The 22,396-nt window shown below is 33.7% G+C and carries 19 protein-coding genes; 12 read left to right on the top strand and 7 right to left on the bottom strand.

All coding sequences use genetic code 11. From position 1 onward, the window contains the following. Positions 1-104: 104 nt before the first annotated feature. Complete coding sequence (locus tag EKM03_RS04520; protein ID WP_126460577.1) at positions 105-1,451, bottom strand: DEAD/DEAH box helicase; 1,347 nt, start codon at positions 1,449-1,451, stop codon at positions 105-107. A gap of 150 nt (positions 1,452-1,601) precedes the next feature. Here EKM03_RS04520 and EKM03_RS04515 point away from each other — a divergent pair, with 150 nt between their 5' ends. Beyond that, on the top strand, positions 1,602-3,332 hold the full coding sequence (locus EKM03_RS04515) for a M14 family metallopeptidase (protein WP_126739940.1): 1,731 nt from the start codon (positions 1,602-1,604) through the stop codon (positions 3,330-3,332). A 155-nt stretch (positions 3,333-3,487) separates the two neighbouring features. Here EKM03_RS04515 and EKM03_RS04510 read toward each other — a convergent pair whose 3' ends face one another. Then, positions 3,488-4,090: an NUDIX hydrolase gene (locus tag EKM03_RS04510; protein WP_126460572.1), complete on the bottom strand. Its 603-nt coding sequence runs from the start codon at positions 4,088-4,090 to the stop codon at positions 3,488-3,490. Positions 4,091-4,097: 7 nt separating this feature from the next. Between EKM03_RS04510 and pyrE the strand changes: the two genes are divergently transcribed. Both pyrE and EKM03_RS04500 read left to right on the top strand, forming a co-directional pair. Next, positions 4,098-4,739: an orotate phosphoribosyltransferase gene (gene pyrE / locus EKM03_RS04505; RefSeq protein WP_126460569.1), complete on the top strand. Its 642-nt coding sequence runs from the start codon at positions 4,098-4,100 to the stop codon at positions 4,737-4,739. A 33-nt stretch (positions 4,740-4,772) separates the two neighbouring features. Further along, positions 4,773-5,165 (top strand): SRPBCC family protein, encoded by a 393-nt coding sequence (locus EKM03_RS04500; RefSeq protein ID WP_126460566.1) that lies wholly within the window; start codon positions 4,773-4,775, stop codon positions 5,163-5,165. 318 nt (positions 5,166-5,483) lie between these two features. Here EKM03_RS04500 and EKM03_RS04495 read toward each other — a convergent pair whose 3' ends face one another. The 3 genes from EKM03_RS04495 to EKM03_RS04485 are packed head-to-tail and all read right to left on the bottom strand — an operon-like array spanning position 5,484 to position 11,093. Next, entirely contained in the window at positions 5,484-6,548 is a 1,065-nt protein-coding gene (locus EKM03_RS04495; protein WP_126739939.1) for an alkaline phosphatase D family protein, read from the bottom strand. A 35-nt stretch (positions 6,549-6,583) separates the two neighbouring features. Further along, positions 6,584-7,990 carry a SusD/RagB family nutrient-binding outer membrane lipoprotein gene (locus tag EKM03_RS04490; RefSeq protein WP_158616365.1) on the bottom strand — a complete coding sequence of 469 codons (1,407 nt, stop codon included), beginning with the start codon at positions 7,988-7,990 and terminating at the stop codon, positions 6,584-6,586. A 13-nt stretch (positions 7,991-8,003) separates the two neighbouring features. Next, a complete protein-coding gene (locus tag EKM03_RS04485) occupies positions 8,004-11,093 on the bottom strand; it encodes a SusC/RagA family TonB-linked outer membrane protein (RefSeq protein ID WP_126739937.1) in 3,090 nt (1,029 codons plus the stop codon). A gap of 591 nt (positions 11,094-11,684) precedes the next feature. On the opposite strand from EKM03_RS04485, the gene EKM03_RS14955 reads away from it, so the two are divergent. Then, a complete protein-coding gene (locus EKM03_RS14955; protein ID WP_156063267.1) occupies positions 11,685-11,825 on the top strand; it encodes a hypothetical protein in 141 nt (46 codons plus the stop codon). 238 nt (positions 11,826-12,063) lie between these two features. Here the strand turns inward: EKM03_RS14955 and EKM03_RS04480 are convergent, their stop codons facing one another. Next, the gene (locus tag EKM03_RS04480; protein ID WP_126739936.1) at positions 12,064-12,813 is read right to left on the bottom strand and encodes a biotin--[acetyl-CoA-carboxylase] ligase; all 750 of its coding nucleotides are present in this window, start codon (positions 12,811-12,813) and stop codon (positions 12,064-12,066) included. A gap of 75 nt (positions 12,814-12,888) precedes the next feature. On the opposite strand from EKM03_RS04480, the gene rsfS reads away from it, so the two are divergent. From rsfS to EKM03_RS04445, 7 genes are all read left to right on the top strand, one after another. Continuing rightward, the gene (gene rsfS, locus EKM03_RS04475; RefSeq protein ID WP_126455820.1) at positions 12,889-13,260 is read left to right on the top strand and encodes a ribosome silencing factor; all 372 of its coding nucleotides are present in this window, start codon (positions 12,889-12,891) and stop codon (positions 13,258-13,260) included. Between the two features lie 19 nt (positions 13,261-13,279). Beyond that, entirely contained in the window at positions 13,280-15,205 is a 1,926-nt protein-coding gene (gene ftsH / locus EKM03_RS04470; RefSeq protein ID WP_126455818.1) for an ATP-dependent zinc metalloprotease FtsH, read from the top strand. 114 nt (positions 15,206-15,319) lie between these two features. Further along, complete coding sequence (locus EKM03_RS04465; RefSeq protein ID WP_126460560.1) at positions 15,320-15,922, top strand: LUD domain-containing protein; 603 nt, start codon at positions 15,320-15,322, stop codon at positions 15,920-15,922. A gap of 1 nt (position 15,923) precedes the next feature. Further along, positions 15,924-16,814: a phosphatidate cytidylyltransferase gene (locus tag EKM03_RS04460; RefSeq protein ID WP_126561711.1), complete on the top strand. Its 891-nt coding sequence runs from the start codon at positions 15,924-15,926 to the stop codon at positions 16,812-16,814. Then, the gene (locus tag EKM03_RS04455; protein ID WP_126460552.1) at positions 16,804-17,457 is read left to right on the top strand and encodes a phosphatidylserine decarboxylase family protein; all 654 of its coding nucleotides are present in this window, start codon (positions 16,804-16,806) and stop codon (positions 17,455-17,457) included. The genes EKM03_RS04460 and EKM03_RS04455 overlap by 11 nt, the downstream gene beginning before the upstream one ends. Further along, positions 17,457-17,726, top strand: coding sequence for an acyl-CoA-binding protein (locus EKM03_RS04450; RefSeq protein ID WP_126460549.1), 270 nt, complete (start codon positions 17,457-17,459; stop codon positions 17,724-17,726). The genes EKM03_RS04455 and EKM03_RS04450 overlap by 1 nt, the downstream gene beginning before the upstream one ends. 7 nt (positions 17,727-17,733) lie before the next feature. After that, positions 17,734-18,504, top strand: a complete 771-nt coding sequence (locus tag EKM03_RS04445; protein WP_126460546.1) for a superoxide dismutase — start codon at positions 17,734-17,736, stop codon at positions 18,502-18,504. Positions 18,505-18,579: 75 nt separating this feature from the next. Here the strand turns inward: EKM03_RS04445 and EKM03_RS04440 are convergent, their stop codons facing one another. After that, a complete protein-coding gene (locus EKM03_RS04440; protein WP_126739935.1) occupies positions 18,580-20,448 on the bottom strand; it encodes an alpha-amylase family protein in 1,869 nt (622 codons plus the stop codon). 276 nt (positions 20,449-20,724) lie between these two features. On the opposite strand from EKM03_RS04440, the gene EKM03_RS04435 reads away from it, so the two are divergent. Further along, positions 20,725-22,356: an OstA-like protein gene (locus EKM03_RS04435; protein WP_126576857.1), complete on the top strand. Its 1,632-nt coding sequence runs from the start codon at positions 20,725-20,727 to the stop codon at positions 22,354-22,356. The last annotated feature ends 40 nt before the right edge of the window (positions 22,357-22,396 follow it).

The raw sequence follows: 22,396 nt of genomic DNA, 5'->3' as shown, positions 1-22,396 counted from the left end.
ATTTACCTTTAACGATTTTTTTATTGTCAATTATTTTACGGATAACTAACCCAGAAGCTTCAGGACTGAACACTGAACACTTTTCAAAACTGAACACTAAAAAACTACTCCTCTTCTTTCTTAATCACTTTTCGAGCGACTTCGATTTTGAATTTCTTGCCTTTCATTTTTTCGTCTTTGATGGCGTGAAGTAAATCTTTCACTTTATTGAATTTCACCGCTGCAAATGAGATAAAATCTTTCACTTCAATTAATCCTAAATCGTCTTTTTCTAATTTCCCTTTTTGGGAAAAGAAACCTACGATATCAATTTTATTCAATTTATTTTTCTTTCCACCACTGATGTAAATCGTTTGAAATTCAGGTGGTTTTGGCAATGAAGTGGAATTCTCCACTTTCAAAGCTTCCATTCCGTAATCGATGTAATCCATTTTTTTCTCACTTTCATGAGCAATAATATACGCCGTACCAGAAGCTAGCATACGTGCTGTACGTCCGTTTCTATGGGTAAATTCGTCTTCTTTAGATGGCAAATGATAATGAATAACATGATTCATTTCAGGGATATCGAGTCCACGAGCAGCCAAGTCAGTTGTGATTAGATAACTTACACTTCCGTTTCTAAACTGGATTAAGGCGCGTTCTCTTTCGTCCTGATCCATTCCGCCATGATAATACGTGGCATAAATTCCTTTTTCGTTCAACGTATCGCTGATGCGCTCTGCAGCATCACGATGATTACAAAAAACAATTGCCGATTGTGATTTCAACGAACAAATCAAGTTGAATAAACTTCCTATTTTATCTTTTTCTTTCGAAACGACCATTTTCATCGAAAGATTCGTTTCGGCCACGTTTTCTGGAATAAAGTCCAAAATAGTCGGGTTTACGACTCTTGTATATCGTGGAATTTCAATATCGGAAGTGGCCGAAACCAAAACGCGTTTATTGAGTTTCGTTAATTTTCCAATTATAAAAGACATTTGTTCATGGAAACCCAATTGCAACGATTTATCAAACTCATCCAAAATCAAGGTTTGAATTTTATCCACACGGAAAGTGCCTCTGTCGATATGATCCGCGATTCTTCCCGGAGTTCCTATTAAAACTGCTGGAGGATTGCTTAAATTTTTGATTTCGGTATCGATGGAGTGTCCGCCATAGCACACATTTACTTTATAATCGGTTCCCATTTTTTTCCAAACCTGCTCAATCTGCAATCCTAATTCGCGTGAAGGAACCAAAATTAAACATTGAACCGATTGAATTTCGGGTTGTAACATTTCTAAAATCGGCAACAAAAAAGCCAAAGTTTTTCCGGAACCTGTTGGCGAAAGTAATAAAATATTATTATCATTCAAGATTGCATCTTGTGCTACTTCCTGCATTTTGTTCAGGCTTTCGATGCCTAAATTCGAAAGTATATTATTGGAATGGTGTTTCTTATTCATTTTTTTTATTTGGACAAAGGTAATTTTTAATTCTCAGTTATGAATTTTGTATTTTCATTCTTTTTCAATCGGGTATTTCCTTTTCTTACATTCATATCTACAGCTGTCTAAAAAAAGCTACATTTGATATTCCATTTAAAAAACCGAAAAATGAGACTTTTCACATTCCTTTTTTTACTATTCTCCATCAGTGCTTTTGCACAAAAAAACAATAAATACGATACTTTTTTCGAAAAAGGTAATGGAAATCAATCGGCATCTTACCAAGAAACAATTGCGTACTTCAAACTTCTGGCGGATGATTTCCCTACTATCGAAATTCAAAAAATGGGTTTAACGGATAGTGGTGAGCCTTTGCACATGGTTATTTTTAATCCGGAACAGCAATTTGACTTTGGAACCATCCAAAAAAACAAAGCGGTAATTCTGCTCAATAACGGCATTCACGCAGGGGAACCTGACGGAATTGACGCTTCCATGCAACTGTTTAGAGATTTAGCTTTAGGTAAAATAAAAGCGCCAAAAAACACCATTGTCGTTTGTATTCCGGTGTACAATATTGGCGGCGCTTTAAACAGAAACTCCACTTCAAGAGCCAATCAGGACGGACCTGAAATCTATGGCTTTCGTGGCAATGCCAGAAACTACGATTTGAATCGAGATTTTATCAAATCAGACACCCGTAACACAAAAAGCTTTGTAGAAATATTCCATAAAGTAAATGCAGATGTTTTTATTGACAATCACGTCAGCAATGGCGCGGATTACCAATACAAACTGACGTATATTATGACCCAACATAATAAACTAGGAACTATTTTAGGGAATTTTTTAAATACTGAAATGATGCCTGCTTTGGTCGAAGATTTACAAAAAAAGAATATCGAAACTACGCCTTATGTCAATGCTTTTCAGGACACACCAGACAAAGGTTTTGGTCAGTTTTTTGAGAGTCCACGATTTGCAACCGGTTATACTTCATTGTTCAACACCATTGGGTTTGTGGTAGAAACGCACATGCTAAAAAATTATGTGGATCGGGTGAAAGTAACTTACGAATACATGCGTTCCGCAATTGATTTTACAGATGCTAATTACAAAAAAATCAAACAACTGCGATTAAAAAATGAAGAGCAGTATAAACCACAACAATCGTACACGATAAAATGGGAAATTGACAGTACAAAAACGATTCCTTTTTCGTTTTTAGGCTATGAAGCCAGTTACAAAAAAAGCGACGTCACCTCCGGAAACCGTTTGTTTTATGACCAAACAAAACCGTACAAAAAAGATATTCCGTACAATAAGGAATTTAAATCGGTAAAAGAGATAATAATACCAGAAGCGTATATAATTCCGAGAGGATTTTGGCCTGTAATTGAATTATTAAAGAGCAATACGATCTCCTATCGCCAATTAAAAAAGGACACAATAATTGAAGTTGAAAGCTACAGGATTGCGGATTTCAAAACGGCAAGTTCCGCATACGAAGGTCATTATTTACACCGAAACACTTCGGTAACCGCTAAAATGGAGAAAGTGGCTTTCGCCAAAGGGGATTACGTTATTCCTACACAACAAAAGGGAATCAAATACCTATTGGAAACATTGGAACCAGAGGCCGTCGATTCTTTTTTCAATTGGAATTTTTTCGACACGATGCTACAACAAAAAGAAGGGTATTCCGATTATGTTTTTGAAGATTCTGCAACACAAATTTTGAAAGATAATCCAAAATTAAAATCCGAATTTGATTTAAAAAAACAAAGTGACGTTACCTTTATCAATAATCCGGAAGCGCAACTGGACTGGATCTACAAACATTCCGTTTATTATGAAAAGGCACATTTACGCTATCCTGTGTATCGTGTTTTAAAATAAAAAAACGCTCGTTAAAATGTTTATTACACACAAATTTCACGAATTCCCACAGATTAATTCGTGGAAATTAGTGAAATTAGTGTTTAACTTACTATGCCAATTTAAAAATCAGTTCAAAACTGTTCAATCAGCTTATCTTTTGACAAAATGAAGTACTATCTCAAGTGCTTTTCTTCTTCAAATAATAATTTTATATTTTCATAGGAATTTTTCAAAGCTTCCTTAATTTGCTCCGGATTCATCCAGGCTACTTTATCAATTCCTTCTTCTAATTGTCCATGAGGTGTTCCTTCAAAATCAGATTGCATTTCGAACCAATGTGTAATTTTTAGTTTGTACTTGCCGTTACGTCTAAAAACATGATACGTTTTTTGAAGTTTATGGGAAATTGTCAAGCCATTTACTCCGGTTTCCTCCTCTACTTCTCGCATAGCAGTATCCCCAATTTCCTCTCCTTTTTCGATTCCTCCTTTGGGTAAATCCCATTTTCCGTTTCTAAAAATGAATAAGACTTCTCCTTTTTTATTGTACACCAAGCCACCTCCTGCTTTAGTAACCGGGATTTTTGCTTTCAAAGTCTTCATAATCAAGCTTTCATCCGGATGGTATAAATAGGCTTTATTAATTTTATTTTGAAAGATTTTTACTATAAGTTGCTCTATATCAATGCTTTCTAGCAAAAATAATTGAAAATCGGTCTCCTTGGAGATATGATTTGTTAAAAAAAGTGGTTTGTCGTTAACAAAAACTTTATACATTTGTACTATGATTTTTAATAAAGATACAGCCGAAAAAACAGCCGAATTTCTTTTGCAAATAAATGCAATTAAATTGAATCCAAGAAATCCTTTTACATGGGCTTCTGGATGGAAATCGCCTATTTATTGTGACAACCGATTAATACTCTCATTTCCAGCGGTACGAAATTATGTCCGGGATGAATTTTCTAAGAATATTCAGAAACAATTTGGTAAACCAGATGTTATTGCCGGTGTAGCCACTGGAGCAATAGGAATTGGTATGCTGGTTGCTGAAAGTTTAGGAGTCCCGTTTGTATATGTGCGTCCGGAACCTAAAAAACACGGGAGACTAAATCAAGTCGAAGGTTTTTTACAAAAAGGGCAAAATGTAATAGTGGTGGAAGATTTGATCAGTACCGGAAACAGTAGTTTACTTGCTGTGGAAGCGTTGCGCGAAGCAGGAGCCAATGTCAAGGGCATGGCCGCGATATTTACGTATGGTTTTGATGTAGCTGAAACTAATTTCAAGAGCGCACATGTGGATTTATACACTTTAAGCAATTATCAAAATTTATTAAATTTGGCTGTAGCCAAAAGATACATTACTGAAGAAGAAGAACAAACTTTAAGAGAATGGAATGTAAATCCGTCTACCTGGAACATTTAAGTTTAAAAAAATAAAAACAAAATCCTACAAAACATGAACTTAGAAAGTCCAAAAGTTACTGTACCCAAATCCGCTCAAGAATTATTTGGTTTATTAAGCGATGTAAAAAATTTTGAAAAACTAATGCCTGAAAACATTGCTAAATTTGAGGTTATTGGTGATGATGCATTTATTTTTGGATTAAAAGGCATGCCCGAAATCAAACTTAAAATGAAAGAAAAAGTAGCGCCTGTAAAAATTGTTTTGGGAGCTGCAAGTGACAAACTTCCATTTACTCTTATAGCAAATATTGAGGCTATAACAGAGCAATCCAGTGCTGTAAAACTTGATTTTGAAGGAGAATTTAACCCTATGATGGCCATGATGATAAAAGGACCAATTGGAAAATTTATAGAAACTTTAGCAGCCAATATGAATAAATTGTAAAAACTGTTTAAGTAGTAACAATATAATAATATTTTAAGTACATGACAAAAAGCTAATCAGATTGTTCTATAATAAATGTTTTTGTTATGTACTAAAAAACAATTGTTTAAAATAAAGTTGTTTTTCTAAAAACAGAAAGTTAAAATTGTTAATAACTATTTTTTTTTTAGAATAGGCTGAATAGTTACCAAAAAAAATAGCTAATGATTAGGTTTTTTAAACGCTTTGTCATTAGCTATTGTAATTTTGAGATAAATTACTTTTATTATAATAATCTAAATATGTTTTGATCAATTACTCATAAAGAGATAATTCCCGTTAATTGAATGAAATTTCTGATAGAAAAAAATTATGATTACTCACAATACCATTTTTGTCAAATAGGTTTAGCTTTATCAATGGCACTTTATTTTTGTAAAAAATTTCTATTAAGCCAATGTTATTTTGGATAATAACATCGCCAATTCTGTTTTTATTTGATTCAGTACTAGTCCATGTTTGGGTTATCCCGCTTGAGGTAACATCATACAATGGATACGTGTTTTTTGTATTCATTTTTGAAATCTCACCCCAGTGAACATCTCCCGAAATGAATACAACTCCGTTAGCCTTGGTTTTGTCTATTAAATCAACGAATTTTGTTTGTTCATGAGGCATATTTGTCCAAGATTCATACCCGTTGTACTCATGTCCAAATTGCAAACTTGAAGCAATGATTCGGATATTTGCTTTTTTCGACAATTCATTTTCTAGCCATTTCCATTGCTTGTCTCCAAGAATCGTACTGTCTTTTTTACTATATGGAATATAGTCATTTTTATAAACTGAATTTTTAGGCTCATTTTTTAATAAATTATCTCTAAAAGTTCTTGTGTCCAGCATTATTATCTGAAGTGTTTTATCACCTAGTTTTACATATTCGGAACCATAAATACCTTCATGGTTTCTTCTTTCAGAGTTTTGAGGAACTTCCCAAAAGTTCATAAAAATTTCTTTAGACTCTTTTTTAAAAGGGTAGTGTCTTCCTTTATCGTTTTCTCCAAAATCATGATCGTCCCAAACCGATAAAATTTTAGTGCTTTTTTTTAGTTCTTGAAACTCAGCTTTAAATGCTAATTTTTCATATTTATTTTTTAATAAATTCATGTCTCGAGTGTCTCCATAAATATTATCCCCAAGATAAATAAATAAATCAGGATTTAGCTTCACGGTGTTCAAAAGCATAGGCTGATCTTTGTCCTGATGGGCACAAGAGCCAAATGCGATTTTGAAACTTTCATCGAGTGAAGTCCCTTGATTCTCATTTTTTTGAGCGTTGCAAAAAATACTGTTTGTTAATATAAATAATTGCAGTATTATTAATAATCTATTGAAATTTGTCATTGTTTTTTTTTTAAAATCGGTTCTGTCATAAAACCTTAAAAGTTATCCCACCAAATTTTATTGTTAATGTTGTCTCCTCCGATTGCTTTCACTGCAGCACTATTATTTTCGGCATTTACGGATTGCTCTATACTTGGATACATTATTCTTCTAGGTATTTTACCCCCATTTTTAGCTCCAGGACCAGCTTGAATAAAGCTTGGTTTTCCAGTTCTTTTCCAATCTATCCAAGCTTCTACACCAGTGTGGTATAAAGCCAGCCATTTCTGTGTATACAACACATCATTGGTGGCGCTATAAGGTGCCGTTGTGACTAAATAATTAGCAGGCATAGTCACACTCCATTGATTAAATGATGCTTCTACAGCAGTGTTGTAATACACCTGGGCAGTTCCGGTAGTAATTATATTTCGTTGACGGGCTTCGGCTAACAAGAAATTTAACTCACTATAAGTCATGAATATTGAAGTTATTTTAGTTTTTGTATAAAAATAATCTTCGGCTCTACGGGAGTATTTTGTTGGTTCCCCAATTTGATCTAAAGCAAGACCTGGCTGAACCCCTTTATAATTATTGGTTCCAGCAATTGGATCGATCCATTCATTCAGACGCGGATCATTGTTCGTGATTAATGTATTTACGATATGGGTTGAAGGCATAACGATATTATAACCATACAATCGGTTTATTCCATCAGTCATAGGAGATATATTTGGAAAAACACCAGTGTACTTGTAATTTGCATTGTCTAAGTTTGACGCAAATAAGGGATAGGTTGCCGGGTTCGAAATGATTTCACTTAGTTTTGTATTTACAACTGTCTTATTAGAAACACGCATTAACAATCGTACATGAAGTGAATTGCAGAATTTTTTCCATTTCAACATGGATCCGTTAAACAATAAATCACCTTCTATTGATTTGCTCGTTTCGATTATGGAATTAGCAGTAGTTAAATTTTCAAGTATTTTTGTATAAATCTGTTCTTGAGAATCATACACTGGTTTCAAAATTCCGTCTTCTCCTTTTGATGATTCCGAATAAGGGACATTGCCATACGTATCCGTAATTACACTTATTACATAGGATTCTAATATTAAAGATACGGCCTCATAATTTTTATTGTTCAATACAATGGCTTGTTTTTTAATATCATTGATGTCGTTAAGCCATTTATACATATTCCAGAAACGGCTGCTAGCTCCCCAATTATATATGTCTAGCTCATTGTATTCATAGTTCCCGCCATATTGAGCCACAATATCTCCAAAGTCAAAAGCATTCGATACATTTTCATTTGCTAAATTAAAAATGACATTTGGTAATAATGTTTTAGGTTGGGCTGCTGTTGGCTGGTTTTTGTTGGTGTTAATTTCTTCGAATTGATCAGTACAAGAAATTGAAACACTTAATAATAGAACGAATATTAGAAATTTTTTCATGATTGTTTTTTTTTTAGAATGAAACATTTAGTTTTACACCATAGCTTCTTGAAGATGGAAGTTGCATAACTTCAAATCCTGGTAATAATGTTCCTCCGCTTATAGATTGAGTTTCCGGATCGATATTAGGCACTTTTGTCCAAAGAGCCAGGTTGTTTCCTACTAAGCCAATGCTTATATTTTGCATATTTGCAGCTTTAATTAACTTTTGTGGAAATCTATAGTTCAAGCTTATTTCTCTCAATTTTACATAAGAAGCATCAAATGAATTTGCTTCAATATTATCACGACGAAAAGCATTTGAATAATACCAGTTTTCGGCACTAATGACTGTTGTATTTGGACTGTACGAACCATCTGAATTTTGTACCACACCATCACCAACAATTCCAGTTTCTCTGCCTGGTAATGAAACGTCTAATATGCCACTTTCCATTCCTATCGCATTTGTCATTGAATAAATTTTACCGCCGTGTCTTACATCAAATAAAGCATTAAGAGTGACATTTTTAAACCTTAAATTAGTAGAAAGACCCAGCATCCAGTCTGGATTGTAGTTTCCGATTTTTTTAATTTGAGTGTCTAAAATTGGAGAGCCAGTATTATCAAAAACAACTTGACCATCAGGACTTCTAAGATAACCTCTACCATACATGTCTCCCATTCTTTCCCCTACACGAGCTTCTACAGTTCCACCGTTAGGACCTTGTGCAATTATATAACTGCTAATTCCTTCTGTTAATTCTTTTACAACTCCTCTGTTTTGGCTAAAGTTAGCATTAATTGACCATTCTAGATTTTCACTTCTAACAGGTGTAAACCCTAAGCCTATTTCAATTCCTTTATTCTGAATTTTTCCTGCATTGATTACGTTTGATGTAGATCCGGTTGCTTGTGAAACATCTAAACCTACAATTTGATTTTTGGAGTTTGTAATGTAATAACTAGCATCTAGTGTTATTCTTCTGTTGAAAAACTGAGCTTCGACCCCTACTTCATAGGATGTTGCAATTTCAGGTTTCAAATTACTATTTAAAATAGTTCTTGGATTTGTTAATGTACCTGCTAAAGCTCCATTTTCATACGTTTTTACTAGACGATACGGATCAGTATCATTTCCTACAGATGCGGCATTTGCTCTAAATTTTAAAAAATCAATGTTTTTATTCATTTCAAACAATGATGTAGGTATAAAACTTAAAGATGCTGAAGGATAGAAATAAGAATTGTTATTTGCCGGAAGTGTAGAAGACCAGTCGTTTCTAGCGGTTAGATCTAAATAAAGATAGTTTTTATAGCCAATATTTGCCATTCCATACGTACTATTTATACGTTTCTTATAGATATTTCTGGATTGTATAGGCATTACATTAATATTTTGTAAATTGTAAATTCCGGGAATACTGATTCCTTGTCCTTCAATTTTACCTTCAGATGTGTATTGATTCATTCGGTTTGCACCTACAGAAAACTTTGTTGAAAAATCTCCAAAAGTACGATCGTAAGTAAGTAAAGCGTCTGAATTGTACTCCGTAAAAGTGATACTTTGTTCACGGTACATTCCTTGTGAATATCTGGAAGATCCAATAGGTCTTCGTGACCAGCGGAAATCATTGGAATTGTCCATTCCCATTCGAACCATTAAAGAAAGGGTTTCATTGAAATCATACGTTGAAGCGATATTACCAAATAGACGGTCTTTTTTAAAGGCATTAATGTTTTCATAAGCAATTTTAAAAGGATTGTCTCCCCAGCTGAACATGCTGTTTTGTTTGACGTCTTTAACAATCCAATAATCCTTAAGCCAGTCTAAATCAACATTGGTATGATTCCATAATAAATTATACATAAGCCCTTGACTTCCATATCCAGTTACAGGAGTATTGTCACTACGGCTTTTTGTATAAGTAGCTATCGTTATTACTTTCCATTTATCTGAAATTTTATGGTTTAAGTTCAAACTAATATTGTCTCTTTTTAAATTTGAATTTGGGACAATATCCTCACTTGTAGTTTTTCCGTAACTCAAACGAAAATTAGTTTTCTCATCTGAACCAGTTATGGATACTGAGTTAGAAATTGAATTTCCTTTTCTGAAAAAGTCATTTAAATCATATCTGAATTGGAAAGGAAGTGCTACTCCTTGACCAACAGAATAACCTGGACTTCCGTTTTGTAAAATAGACAATCCGGAATCTAATCTAGGACCTAAATTAGTATCTGCTCCTGGATCATAGGTTAATTTTGATCCTGCACCGTAAATCTCCTGTATTTCAGGTAATCTTAGCGCTTCACTTGTCATGAAAGAGGAAGAGATGGAAACACCAAGACCTTTATTTTTTTTACCTGATTTAGTAGTAATGACAATAACTCCATTTGCTGCTCTTGATCCATACAAGGCAGATGCCGCTGCACCTTTTAATACATTCACGCTTTCTACATCTTCTTGGTTTATTTCTGATGCCCCATTACCATAATCCGTTGGTAAATCACGTTGATTGGTTGAACTGCCACCAACTCCATACGTATTGTTATTTATCGGTATTCCGTCAACAACAAATAATGGACTGTTATTATTGATATTTAACGATTTATCGCCGCGAATCACCACTCGGGAAGAGCTTGTAATCCCATTTCCGGAACCTGTTATTTGAACACCGGCAACTTTTCCTGATAAATTGGAAACAAAATTAGTGGAGTTGACTTTATTGATATCATCTGATTTTAATTCTTGAGAAGCATATCCAAGAGCTCGTTTTTCTCTTCTGATACCTAAAGCAGTTACTACGACTTCTCCCAAAGCCAATGAATTATCATCCAATACCACATCTATTTTAGACGTTTCAGAAGTTAAAATTTCTTTAGTTTTAAAACCCATAAAAGAGAATACTAAAGTTTTTTCATTTTCAGTTTTAATGGAATAGTTTCCATCTAAATCTGATATTGAGCTCAATTTGGTCTCTTTAACCATAATAATAGCTCCTGGTAATGGAAGCCCCGACTGATCGGTTATTTTTCCAGTAATTGTTTTTGTTTGTCCATTAATTAAGTGAACAGAAAAAACAAATAAAAAAAACAATAATTTTTTTCCTAAGATTTTCATTTTTTGTGAAGTTTGATTTTTGAGGGCAAACTTACTCGTAAGATGTATGGCGTATGTTATGATACTTTTAACAAAATATATTCATTTATTAACAAAAAAATATACTGTTAAATAATTGATTTATGAGTCTTTCGGTAGTGTGTGTTAAAATTTATTAAGGTCTTAAAATATTCATCTATATAGCTTTAAAGTGTCTTGTGTTTTATTTTTTGATTGTAATTTTGTTTCTATCTCAACAGATAAAAACAAAAAAATATTTTAATTAAAGTTTAATTGTGGATTTGCTAACTTTATTCATACAATTGGATAACATTAGAACCTTTATCTTAACTTATGTAACAAGTACGTAAAATTTATAACCGAGCTTTTTTTATGAGAAATCTTTTAGTTGAGTTGTGAGAGACAACATCCAGATCAAAGAATTAGAAGTTATCACTCCGCAGTTGTATCATAAGTGAAAAAGTATGAATCTTTAGGGTCTGCTGAGAAACACACATTAATTTACACTTCAATTGGATATAGCAATATTTGAGAAACTAAGTACCTCCATTTGATGCTTCTTTATTTGTAACATTCCGAAAGCATTTAAATTTGGATGTTATCAATCCAATCACGGAGAAAATTATTGCTATAAAAACTAAACAGGAACAGAAAAAGAGTGAACCAAAAGACGATTCGGATTCAGCAAGCAATGATGAAAATCCCAATAGAGGAAGTCATTTAATGGATTAACAGCATATTTTTAGTGCTCAACCTAGTCAAATTAGCAGGAGTGATACCCCAGTCTGATAGTTATGATATTCGAGAGTTTATCAAAAAGGGTAATGCTAGAAATTGACCAAAACCAAAACAGGTGTGATTTAAACGAAAATCATAACTATATCTTTTATGAAAATCTAGAATAAACAGGTCTCTGAGTTTTTCAGCAAACCCTATTTAGGAGTAAATTTTATTTTATGAATTTTCACATTTAATACAACATTTGAATTTCTTTGATGTCAAATTCAACGACACGATCATCTTCCAGAAGAACCAGAAGTTTCCCAGATACCGAAACGCCCTGAATAATTCCCATAAAGTTACCGTTATTATGAGCTGAAAAGGCCATGGGAATACCTTTTTTGTATAATGTGTTTGTGTATTTGTTCCAAGAAGTACTGGATTGCTGATTCCATAATGCTCTATTTTTTTCTAAGGATGTAACAATAGAAGAAAGAAGTGCTTCTTTATCAAATTCAGTTGCACAAATCACGGCCAAAGAAGAAGCTTTTGCTAAATTTTCGAAATTAGTTTGATTTACATTGAGTCCCAAACCTACAATAGAAACAATTGTTCCGTCGCTTTTGATGCTATTCTCTATCAAAATGCCACCTATTTTTTTATTGTATGACATAATGTCGTTAGGCCATTTGATACTAAGATCAGGAATCCTAAGCGATTCTAAAACCTCAATTACAGCAAGTGAAACCAAAATATTTAAGCTGAAAATCTGACAAATATCTACTAAAAAATCCTTAACCAAAATACTCATTATTAAGTTTTTACTTGGTTCAGAAACCCAAACAGCTCCCATTTGTCCTTTTCCTTTTGTTTGACTCTCAGCGGTAACAACAGTAAAGTTTTCGAGCTCTTGTTTGTTCGATAACCCTTTAAGGAATTCGTTTGTAGAATCTATGGCATCGAGTTTGATTACCTTACTATACGTTTTTTTGTGAAACATAATTTAATATTGTGTTAAGGTTCAAAAATAATCACAAAAAATGGTAACTTTACAAACTTATATTAAAAATAATTCATGGCGAAAAAGACTATAAATAATGACGTTCTATTAGCGAACATCATTAAAGGGATAGAAGAAGTAAAAGGGAATGATATCACTATCCTTGATTTAAGAGAAATAGACACTGCAGTTTGCGACTATTTTGTAATCTGTAATGGAAATTCAAACACGCAGGTAAATGCAATAGTCAACTCTATCCAAAAAACAGTTTCAAAAGAATTAAAAGACAAGCCTTGGCATGTTGAGGGAACTGATAATGCAGAATGGGTATTAATGGATTATGTGAATATAGTGGTTCATGTATTTCAAAAACATATTAGAGAGTACTACAACATCGAAAGTTTATGGGGCGATGCTAAAATAACAACTATAGAAAACAAATACTAAAGACACATAATCCGTAGTAATGGCTAAAGAAAATAATCCAAATCCGAATAAGTTTAAAGTAAGCCCTTGGCTAATTTACGCTGCAATATTATTAATTTTCTTATTTATAAGTTTTATAACTAATGGCTCCAGTCTTAATGAACCCGGACAATTAACCTCGTCTAAGTTTAACGACTACTTAGAGAAAGGTCAGATCGATAAAGTTGTTGTAAACAACAAAACCGAAGCTGAAGTTTTTCTGAATGCGGCAGCAATGAAAGATGCAGCACACAAAAAAGTTTCGAAAGATGTTTTTGACAGACCTAATAAAGGACCACATTACGTTTTTAACATTGGTAATGATCAAATATTTCAAAAAAAGCTGGAAGAAGCAGTTGCCAAAGGTAAATTAAACGATTTTAATTTCTTGGCAAAAAGTAATTGGTCAGATATCCTAATCAGTTTATTGCCAATTATAATTATTATAGCCGTTTGGATTTTTATTATGAGAAAAATGTCTGGTGGAGCCGGTGGTGGTGGTGGCCAAATTTTTAATATTGGAAAATCCAAAGCAAAACTATTTGACGAAAAAACAGATATTAAAACTACTTTCAAAGATGTTGCTGGTTTAGAAGGAGCGAAAGAAGAGATTCAAGAAATTGTTGAATTTTTGAAAAATCCTGAAAAATACACCAACCTGGGAGGGAAAATACCAAAAGGAGCTTTACTCGTAGGACCTCCAGGCACCGGTAAAACATTATTGGCTAAAGCCGTAGCTGGTGAAGCTCAAGTACCGTTCTTCTCTTTATCCGGTTCTGATTTTGTAGAAATGTTTGTAGGTGTGGGCGCATCACGTGTGCGTGATTTGTTCAAACAAGCCAAAGAAAAATCTCCTGCAATCATTTTCATTGATGAAATTGATGCCGTAGGTAGAGCCAGAGGAAAAAGCAACATGTCCGGAGGAAATGACGAACGTGAAAATACATTAAACCAATTACTGACAGAGATGGATGGTTTTGGAACAAATTCAAATGTAATAGTTCTAGCCGCTACAAACAGAGCAGATGTACTGGATAAAGCTTTAATGCGTGCCGGACGTTTTGATAGACAAATTTTTGTTGACTTACCCGATATTCGCGAACGTGCAGAAATATTCAAAGTACACCTACAGCCATTGAAAAAAGTGGAAGGACTAGACACTGACTTCTTAGCCAAACAAACTCCAGGATTTTCAGGCGCAGACATTGCTAATGTGTGCAATGAAGCCGCTTTGATTGCAGCGAGACATAACAAAACAGCAGTTGACAAACAAGATTTCCTTGATGCAGTTGATCGAATTGTAGGAGGTCTGGAAAAGAAAAATAAAATTGTAACACCTGATGAAAAAAGAGCAATCGCTATTCATGAAGCAGGTCACGCTACAGTTAGTTGGATGCTTGAGCATGCAGCACCACTAATAAAAGTAACAATTGTTCCTAGAGGACAAAGCTTAGGTGCCGCTTGGTATTTGCCGGAAGAACGCTTAATTGTACGTCCTGACCAAATGCTTGACGAAATGTGCGCTACTATGGGTGGAAGAGCAGCTGAAAAAGTAACTTTCAATAGAATTTCGACAGGAGCGCTAAGTGATTTAGAAAAAGTAACCAAACAAGCTCGTGCAATGGTAACGGTTTATGGTTTGAATGAAAAAATAGGAAATGTTACCTATTATGATTCAACTGGACAAAGCGAATATAATTTATCTAAACCGTATTCTGAAGAAACGGCTAAAGTTATTGATGAAGAAATATCATTACTAATTGAAGGCCAATACCAAAGAGCCATTCAGATTTTAGAGGATAACAAAGACAAACTGAATCAGCTCGCAAATATTTTGATCGAAAAAGAAGTTATTTTTAAAGATGATTTAGAAGCTATATTCGGAAAAAGAACATTTGATAAAAATCTTGAAGAAGTAGTGTCTTAGAAACATCTAAATATTTAATTATTTTTAAAATCTTAATTCAAAAACTACTTTTGAATTAAGATTTTTTTATCTTTGAACGTTTTCAAGTAATAAATTAAAGCAGTTGACAGCGATATGAGTCTTTTTAGAAAAATTTTTGGTTCAATTAATCCGGCTTCTGAGGAAGATAAAGAAAGTGAATTTAGTAAAACCAATGCTGATAGCACGATCTCTATAGATGAAAAATTTATCAGTAATTTTAAAAAAAATGGAGGTAAGTTTTTATACTGTGAAAATCCAGAGGAAGTAAAAGAACACTTTGAAAATATTCTTGAAGAGAATGACTGGTTCGAAAGTGAAGTTTTATGCTATGAACCAGAACTTTTCAGTATGCTTGAGGATAATAAATTAAGTTTCTCTAAACCAAAAAATCCTTCATTTTTACTGGCCAGTTGTGAAAATTTAATTTCTGAAGAAGGATCTATATTGTTTTCTTCAAAACAAATTAAGCAAGACAAACCAAACGAATTACCCACAAACATTATAATTTTAGCAAATACAAGTCAAATTCTTGAAGCCAAAAGCGATGGACTTAGCGCTATAAAAAAGAAATATGAAAGGGACTACCCTACTAATATTACTACTATAAAATATTTCGAAAAAGCCAAAGAAGAAGACTTCACGCAATACGGAAGTTCTGCAAAAAATCTTTATTTATTGCTTTTAGAAGATCTGTAAGATGAATGAAACTCTAAAACGAGGTATATCGGGAGCTGTTTATATCCTATTATTACTTGCTTCTATTTTATACTCTACTGAAAGCTTTTTTATTCTTTTTGGTATTTTTCTACTTATTGCCATTTATGAATTTTGTAATTTAATTCAAATACATAAAATTTTACCGGTTCTTTTTGGTGCAACCTTGTATACAGCTGTTACTTTAGTAAGCCATTATAATAAAATCACTACGGATACCCTCAATCAGCTATTTAATTCTAATTTAGAAATTTCAATAAACATACAGCAACTAGATGTTGTTTTATTGGTTATAGCGTTAGTTGTATCTATAAAATGTATCCTTTTCTTATTTTATGATAACATTCAAAAAATAAGCACTTCATCAAAATACTTGTATTTACTAGGTTACATCATATTACCTTTTGTATTTATTACTAAAATTTCATTTGGAATAAATGACTATAATCCCAAAATTATAATTGGATTATTCATCTTAATATGGACTAATGATACCTTTGCTTATATTATTGGGAAATCAATAGGCCGAACCAAATTATTTGAAAAAATATCGCCCAAAAAAACAATTGAAGGGTTCTTAGGCGGAATCATTTTTGCTATTTTAGCCGGTTATTTGATCTCAAAGTACTACATAAAAGCCAACCCTGAATTTAGTGAACGATCCATACTAATCTGGACTTCAATAGCTGTTATTGTTGGAATTGCAGGTACTATAGGAGACTTAATTGAATCTAAATTCAAACGAATTGCCGATGTCAAAGACAGCGGAAAAATAATGCCTGGTCACGGAGGCATCCTAGATCGACTAGATAGTGTTATATTTGTAGCACCAATTATATTTTTATTTTATCAAATTTTAAACTATGTTTCATAAAGAAGGAACCCAATCTATTTTATTAGGCACTATTTTTACTGCCGTTGTGCTCTTATTGTCTGATAATTTCATAGACACCATCTGGCTCAAAATGGCCATACAAATAGCAGCGCTGTTGCTTTTGATCATCATACTGCAATTTTTCAGAAATCCAAAAAGAACCGTAATCATCACTGAAAACCAAATTCTTGCGCCAGTAGACGGTAAAGTTGTGGTTATTGAAGAAGTGTATGAAAGCGAATATTTTAAAGACAAACGTTTACAAATATCCATCTTCATGTCGCCCATTAATGTGCATGTCACCCGTTATGGATTGAGCGGAATTGTAAAATTCAGCAAATACCATCCTGGGAAATTTTTAGTAGCATGGCACCCAAAAGCAAGCGAGGAAAACGAAAGAACTACAATTGTCATCGAAAATAAAACCTTTGGTGAAGTACTATACCGTCAAATTGCCGGAGCCTTAGCCCGAAGAATCGTAAATTACGCTGAAGAAGGAATGCAGGTTATTCAGGGAACTGATGCCGGTTTTATCAAATTTGGCTCACGAGTAGATCTCTTTTTACCATTAGGAACAGAAGTTAATGTTGAATTGAATCAAAAGGCAATTGGAGGTAAAACTATTATTGCTACCAAAAGATAATGAATGAAAAAGAATTAGAGCTACAATTTCTGGAAGCTGTAAAAATAGCTTCATCGATGACACAGGCATCTTTACCGCAAGATGTTCAATTGCGACTTTATGCCTTTTACAAACAAGCTACTTTTGGAACTTTAGATCTAAAACAAACTTCTACTTACCATTTGAGAGATGCTTTTAAAACCAATGCATGGATGCAAATCAGCCACCTTACCTCAGATGAGGCCAAAAAACAATACATAGAAACTATTTATTCTTTGTTAAAAAAATAGTATTATTATGAAAAAATTATATTTTTTAATTCCAGTTATACTGCTACTGATTGGCATAATTTCTTGTAATAAAAAAAAATTTACCGAAGTCGTTGAAGTTCCCTTACCTACGACCGAAGAGAAAGTATTAACCGGAATTCCGGAGGACGTAAAGGCTAATGAAGGTTCTTTTCAACTGGAAAAACTTCCTTACGGGTACAATGCATTAGCCCCAAACATATCAGCTACTACTTTAGAAATCCATTATTCCAAACATTATTTGACTTACACTAACAATTTGAACAAGGCTATTTTAGGAACTCCACTTGAAAATCTGACAATTGAGGAAGTATTAAGTAAATTAGATCCAAATGACCCCACACTTCGCAACAATGCAGGAGGTTTTTACAATCATTCTTTGTATTGGAAATGCATGACGCCAAAAGGGGGAGGTCAACCATCAAATGCATTGGCTGAAGCAATTACCAGAGATTTTGGTTCATTTGAAAACTTTACCACAGCGTTTAAAGTTGAAGCGACAAAACAATTTGGCTCCGGTTGGGCATGGTTGATTCTAGATAAATCCGGAAAATTACAAGTAACCAGCACACCTAATCAGGATAATCCCTTGATGCGTAATGCAGTTGTTCCCGGAACTCCAATATTAGCTTTAGATGTATGGGAACACGCTTATTATTTAGACTACCAATACCGAAGAAAAAATTATATTGATGCTTTTTTTAATGTAATTAATTGGAAAAAAATAGAAGAAAATTATGATGCTGTAACAAAAAAATAGTATTCGTTTGAGCTAAAAAAAGCTGATATAAATTTATATTAGCTTTTTTTTATCCTTTTGCTAACTAAAAATCCTTTACAATTGATAAATAAACGATTCTGAAGGTGCTATTGTAATTTTCGCGTTTCCTTCACCATTGAATACTTTCAGCTCAACAGAACTTTTATGGTATAATTGATCCGTAAGTGTATAATTTCCGTCTTTCAAATTCCATTTTTGGATTACATCTGAAGGGATTTTTAACTCGAAATTGCTAGTAGTAAGCCATGAAAAATTAGTGATAACGATTAATTTTTGCGTATCAGACCAGCGTGTGAATGCATAAATTCCAGAATCGTATCCTTGAGTCATATGGCGATTCACCGTTTGTATTTCTTGGTATTTCCCCATTAAAGCAGTACTATTCAAAGAGAAATTCAATAATTTTTTATAAAAATCTCGCAAGTCCTTTTCATCCTGCGTTAACTGACCACCATCAAATTTTCCTCCGTTCATCCAGCGTTGGTGATTGGGAACACCTATATAATCAAAGATTGACGTTCTGGAATGGGTACCAAATCCAGCATTTTCATTTCCAGCCTCTCCTACTTCCTGTCCAAAATAAACCATCGTAGGCGAAGTACTTATGGTTGTAGAAACCACCATCAAAGGCTTCCCTTTTTGTGGCGTTCCCGCAAATTCCGGACTTGCTAAACGTTGTTCATCATGATTGTCCAGAAAATGCAACAGGTGATGCTCAATATCTGAAATTCCGTTTTGGATGTCAGATAATCCATCAGGCAATGCTTTTCCTTGAATGATATCTTTCAATTTATCATACGTTTCTACTTTATCATACAAATAATCCATTTTACCCAGATGAATATAATTTCTATATTCTTTAGGATTGTAGACTTCGGCTAATAAAAAAGCATTCGGATTATTTACTTTAATGGCTGAATTCATATAACTCCAAAATTCATACGGCACCATTTCGGCCATGTCAAATCGAAAACCATCGACTCCTTTTGCCGTCCAATACAAGGCAATGTCTTTGAATTTATCCCAAGAGTTTGGAACATCTTTTCCTTTCCAAAAATCGAAATGTTCCTGATAGGATTTGGAATCAAAACCAGTAGGAAGTTCCGGAAAATCTTTGGAACCATCCGGACGAATACCGTAATTTACTTTGATGGTTTCATACCAGTCATTTCGATCTGGTTTTGCCATACGAGAACCATTACCAGTCCATTTTGCTGGACTTTCTACAAATTTTCCATCAATTAACAGATTCTTTTCTCCATTTAATGGCTTGTCTGTGTCAGGGATTTCAAAGTGTGTATTTGGAATATAATAAAAATTATTGTCTCTTTTGTATTCAACGGTCGTGTCATCATCTGCACCAAAATCTTTGACACCAACCGGATTACTTTTTCCTTCATACTTTCGCGCAATGTGATTGGGAACAATATCGATAATCACCTTTAATCCAGCTTGGTGAGTTCGCACAACTAAAGCTTCAAATTCCTGCAAACGATTTTCAGGATTTACAGCCAAATCTGGATTCACATTGTAGTAATCTTTTACGGCATAAGGAGAACCGGCTCGTCCTTTGACCACTTCCGGATCATCATTAGAAATTCCAATAGCGGAATAATCTCGAATCACAGCATGATGCGGAACTCCGGTGTACCAAATATAAGTAACTCCCAAATCCTTTATTTCCTTTAAGGCCGTATTTGTAAAATCGTTGAACTTTCCTACTCCATTTTCTTCAATGGTTCCCCAAGGCTTGTTGTTCGTATTTTTATTCCCAAATAATCGGGTAAAAACCTGATACACCACTTCTTTTTTATGGGAAACTGACTCCTTTTGTTCCGTATTCATTTTTAACTCTTTCGTTTTACAGGCTGTCGCCAAAAGCACTACGCTTATACCGGCAACAATAGTTGTTTTTTTCATCATATAAAATTATTTATGCTGATTTTAATTCTTTTGATACTAAAATGAATATCAATTTTTAAATTTAATATTTTTTAAATATAAAGAACTCTATATTATTTGAAATTATATAATCATCTCTCCATTAGAACAAACTACAACGAAGGAGTTGCCGCATTTGTTGATAACTTTAAAAAGGAAAAATCATCGTTTATCATGCACTTTTGACTAATTATAAATAAATCCTAATATGGATTAGGATTGTATCCTTTTTCATAAATTTGACAAAAATTAAATCCATTGAAAAAATCGTTTTTTTTCCTTCGTTATTGTTTCATACTGTTCACTGCTAATTTAGTTTTGGCGCAAGCTCCAAAAAAAATTATTGTAGAAAACTCAGATTTTGCCGATGTAAATCAGGTAGAAATACCGGATGCATTATTGCTGATTGGGAACGTACGTGTCAATCATGATGGCGTGATAATGACTTGTAATAAAGCGTATTATTTTCAAAAAGAAAACTACATCAAGGCTTTTGGCAATGTTCAAATGGTGCAAGGTGACACTTTATTCCTAAACAGTAAATATGCGGAATACAATGGAAATGTAAAAAAAGCCTATGCTTCCGGAGATGCCGTAATGAGTTCCCCTGATGCGACTTTGGTAACAGAGATTATTAATTTTGACCGAAACACTCAAGAAGTATTTTACGATACGCCAGGAACAATTACCAATAAAGACAATACGCTAAAAAGCAATTCAGGAAGATATTATGTGAAACAAAAGAAATTCCAATTCCTTACAGCTGTTACTATTACTAATCCAACCTATGTAATTAAATCAAATCACTTGGATTATTTCAGTAATTCCGGGCATTCGTATCTTTTTGGACCATCCACAATTACCAGTAAAGCCAATTATATATATACCGAAAAAGGATTTTATGATACCAAAAAAAATCTGGCTCATTTCCTGAATAAATCGTACATCAAATACGATGATCGGGTGATTAAAGGCGACAGTTTGTACTATGATCGAAACCGGGAATTTGCATCGGCAACGCGAAACGTAAAAATAACGGATTCCATCAATCGCGGAATTATAAAAGGGCATTATGCTGAAGTGTATAAAAAACTGGATTCTATGTACGTAACCAAAAGAGCTGTTGCCGTGAATTTTGTCGAAAATGACTCGGTTTACATCCATGGAAAAAAATTAATGGTTACTGGAAAAGAAGGAAACCGAATTATCAGAGCGTTTAACAATGTCCGGTTTTTCAAAACTGATATGAGCGGAAAATGTGATTCGATTCATTCAAGTTCTAAAACAGCGTTGACCAAAATGATTGGAAATCCGATACTTTGGAACGCAGAAAACCAAATCACAGGAGATGTCATGCATCTCATAGGAGACAACAATACCCAAAAACTAGATTCGCTCAAAGTACTCAACAACACGTTTATAGTCTCCAAAGACACGATAGGAACTGGATACAATCAAGTCAAGGGTCAAAATCTCTATGGGAAATTTAAAGAAGGAAAACTCCATGATGTTGATATTATAAAGAATGCCGAAGTCATTTATTACATGCGCAACGAAGCTCAGGAACTCATTGGTATTAATAAGAATGTAAGCAGCAAAATCAACCTTATTTTAGAAGAAAATGCGATAGAAACTATCACGTTTTTCCAGCAAGTGGATGGCGATATTTATCCAGAGAAAGAGTTGCCAGAAAATGCACGTATTCTAAGAGGACTGCTTTGGCGAGGAGAGGAACGAATAAAATCCAAGGACGATATTTTTCCTGCCGAAGAAAATGAAGACAACGATAAAATAGATAAAGCAACTAAAGCGGCAGAGGCCAAAGAGGATATTCCTATGAAAATCCGAAAAGAAACCCTGAATTACGATAAGAAGAAGAAGAAGAAGTAAGTCAGCAGTGAGCAGTCCCGACACTTCGGGAGCAGTATTC

This window comes from Flavobacterium sp. GSP6 (assembly GCF_003984855.1).
Taxonomy (GTDB): Bacteria; Bacteroidota; Bacteroidia; order Flavobacteriales; family Flavobacteriaceae; genus Flavobacterium.
Note: the sequence above shows the minus strand (reverse complement) of the source record. Positions and strands in the feature narration are given on the sequence as shown.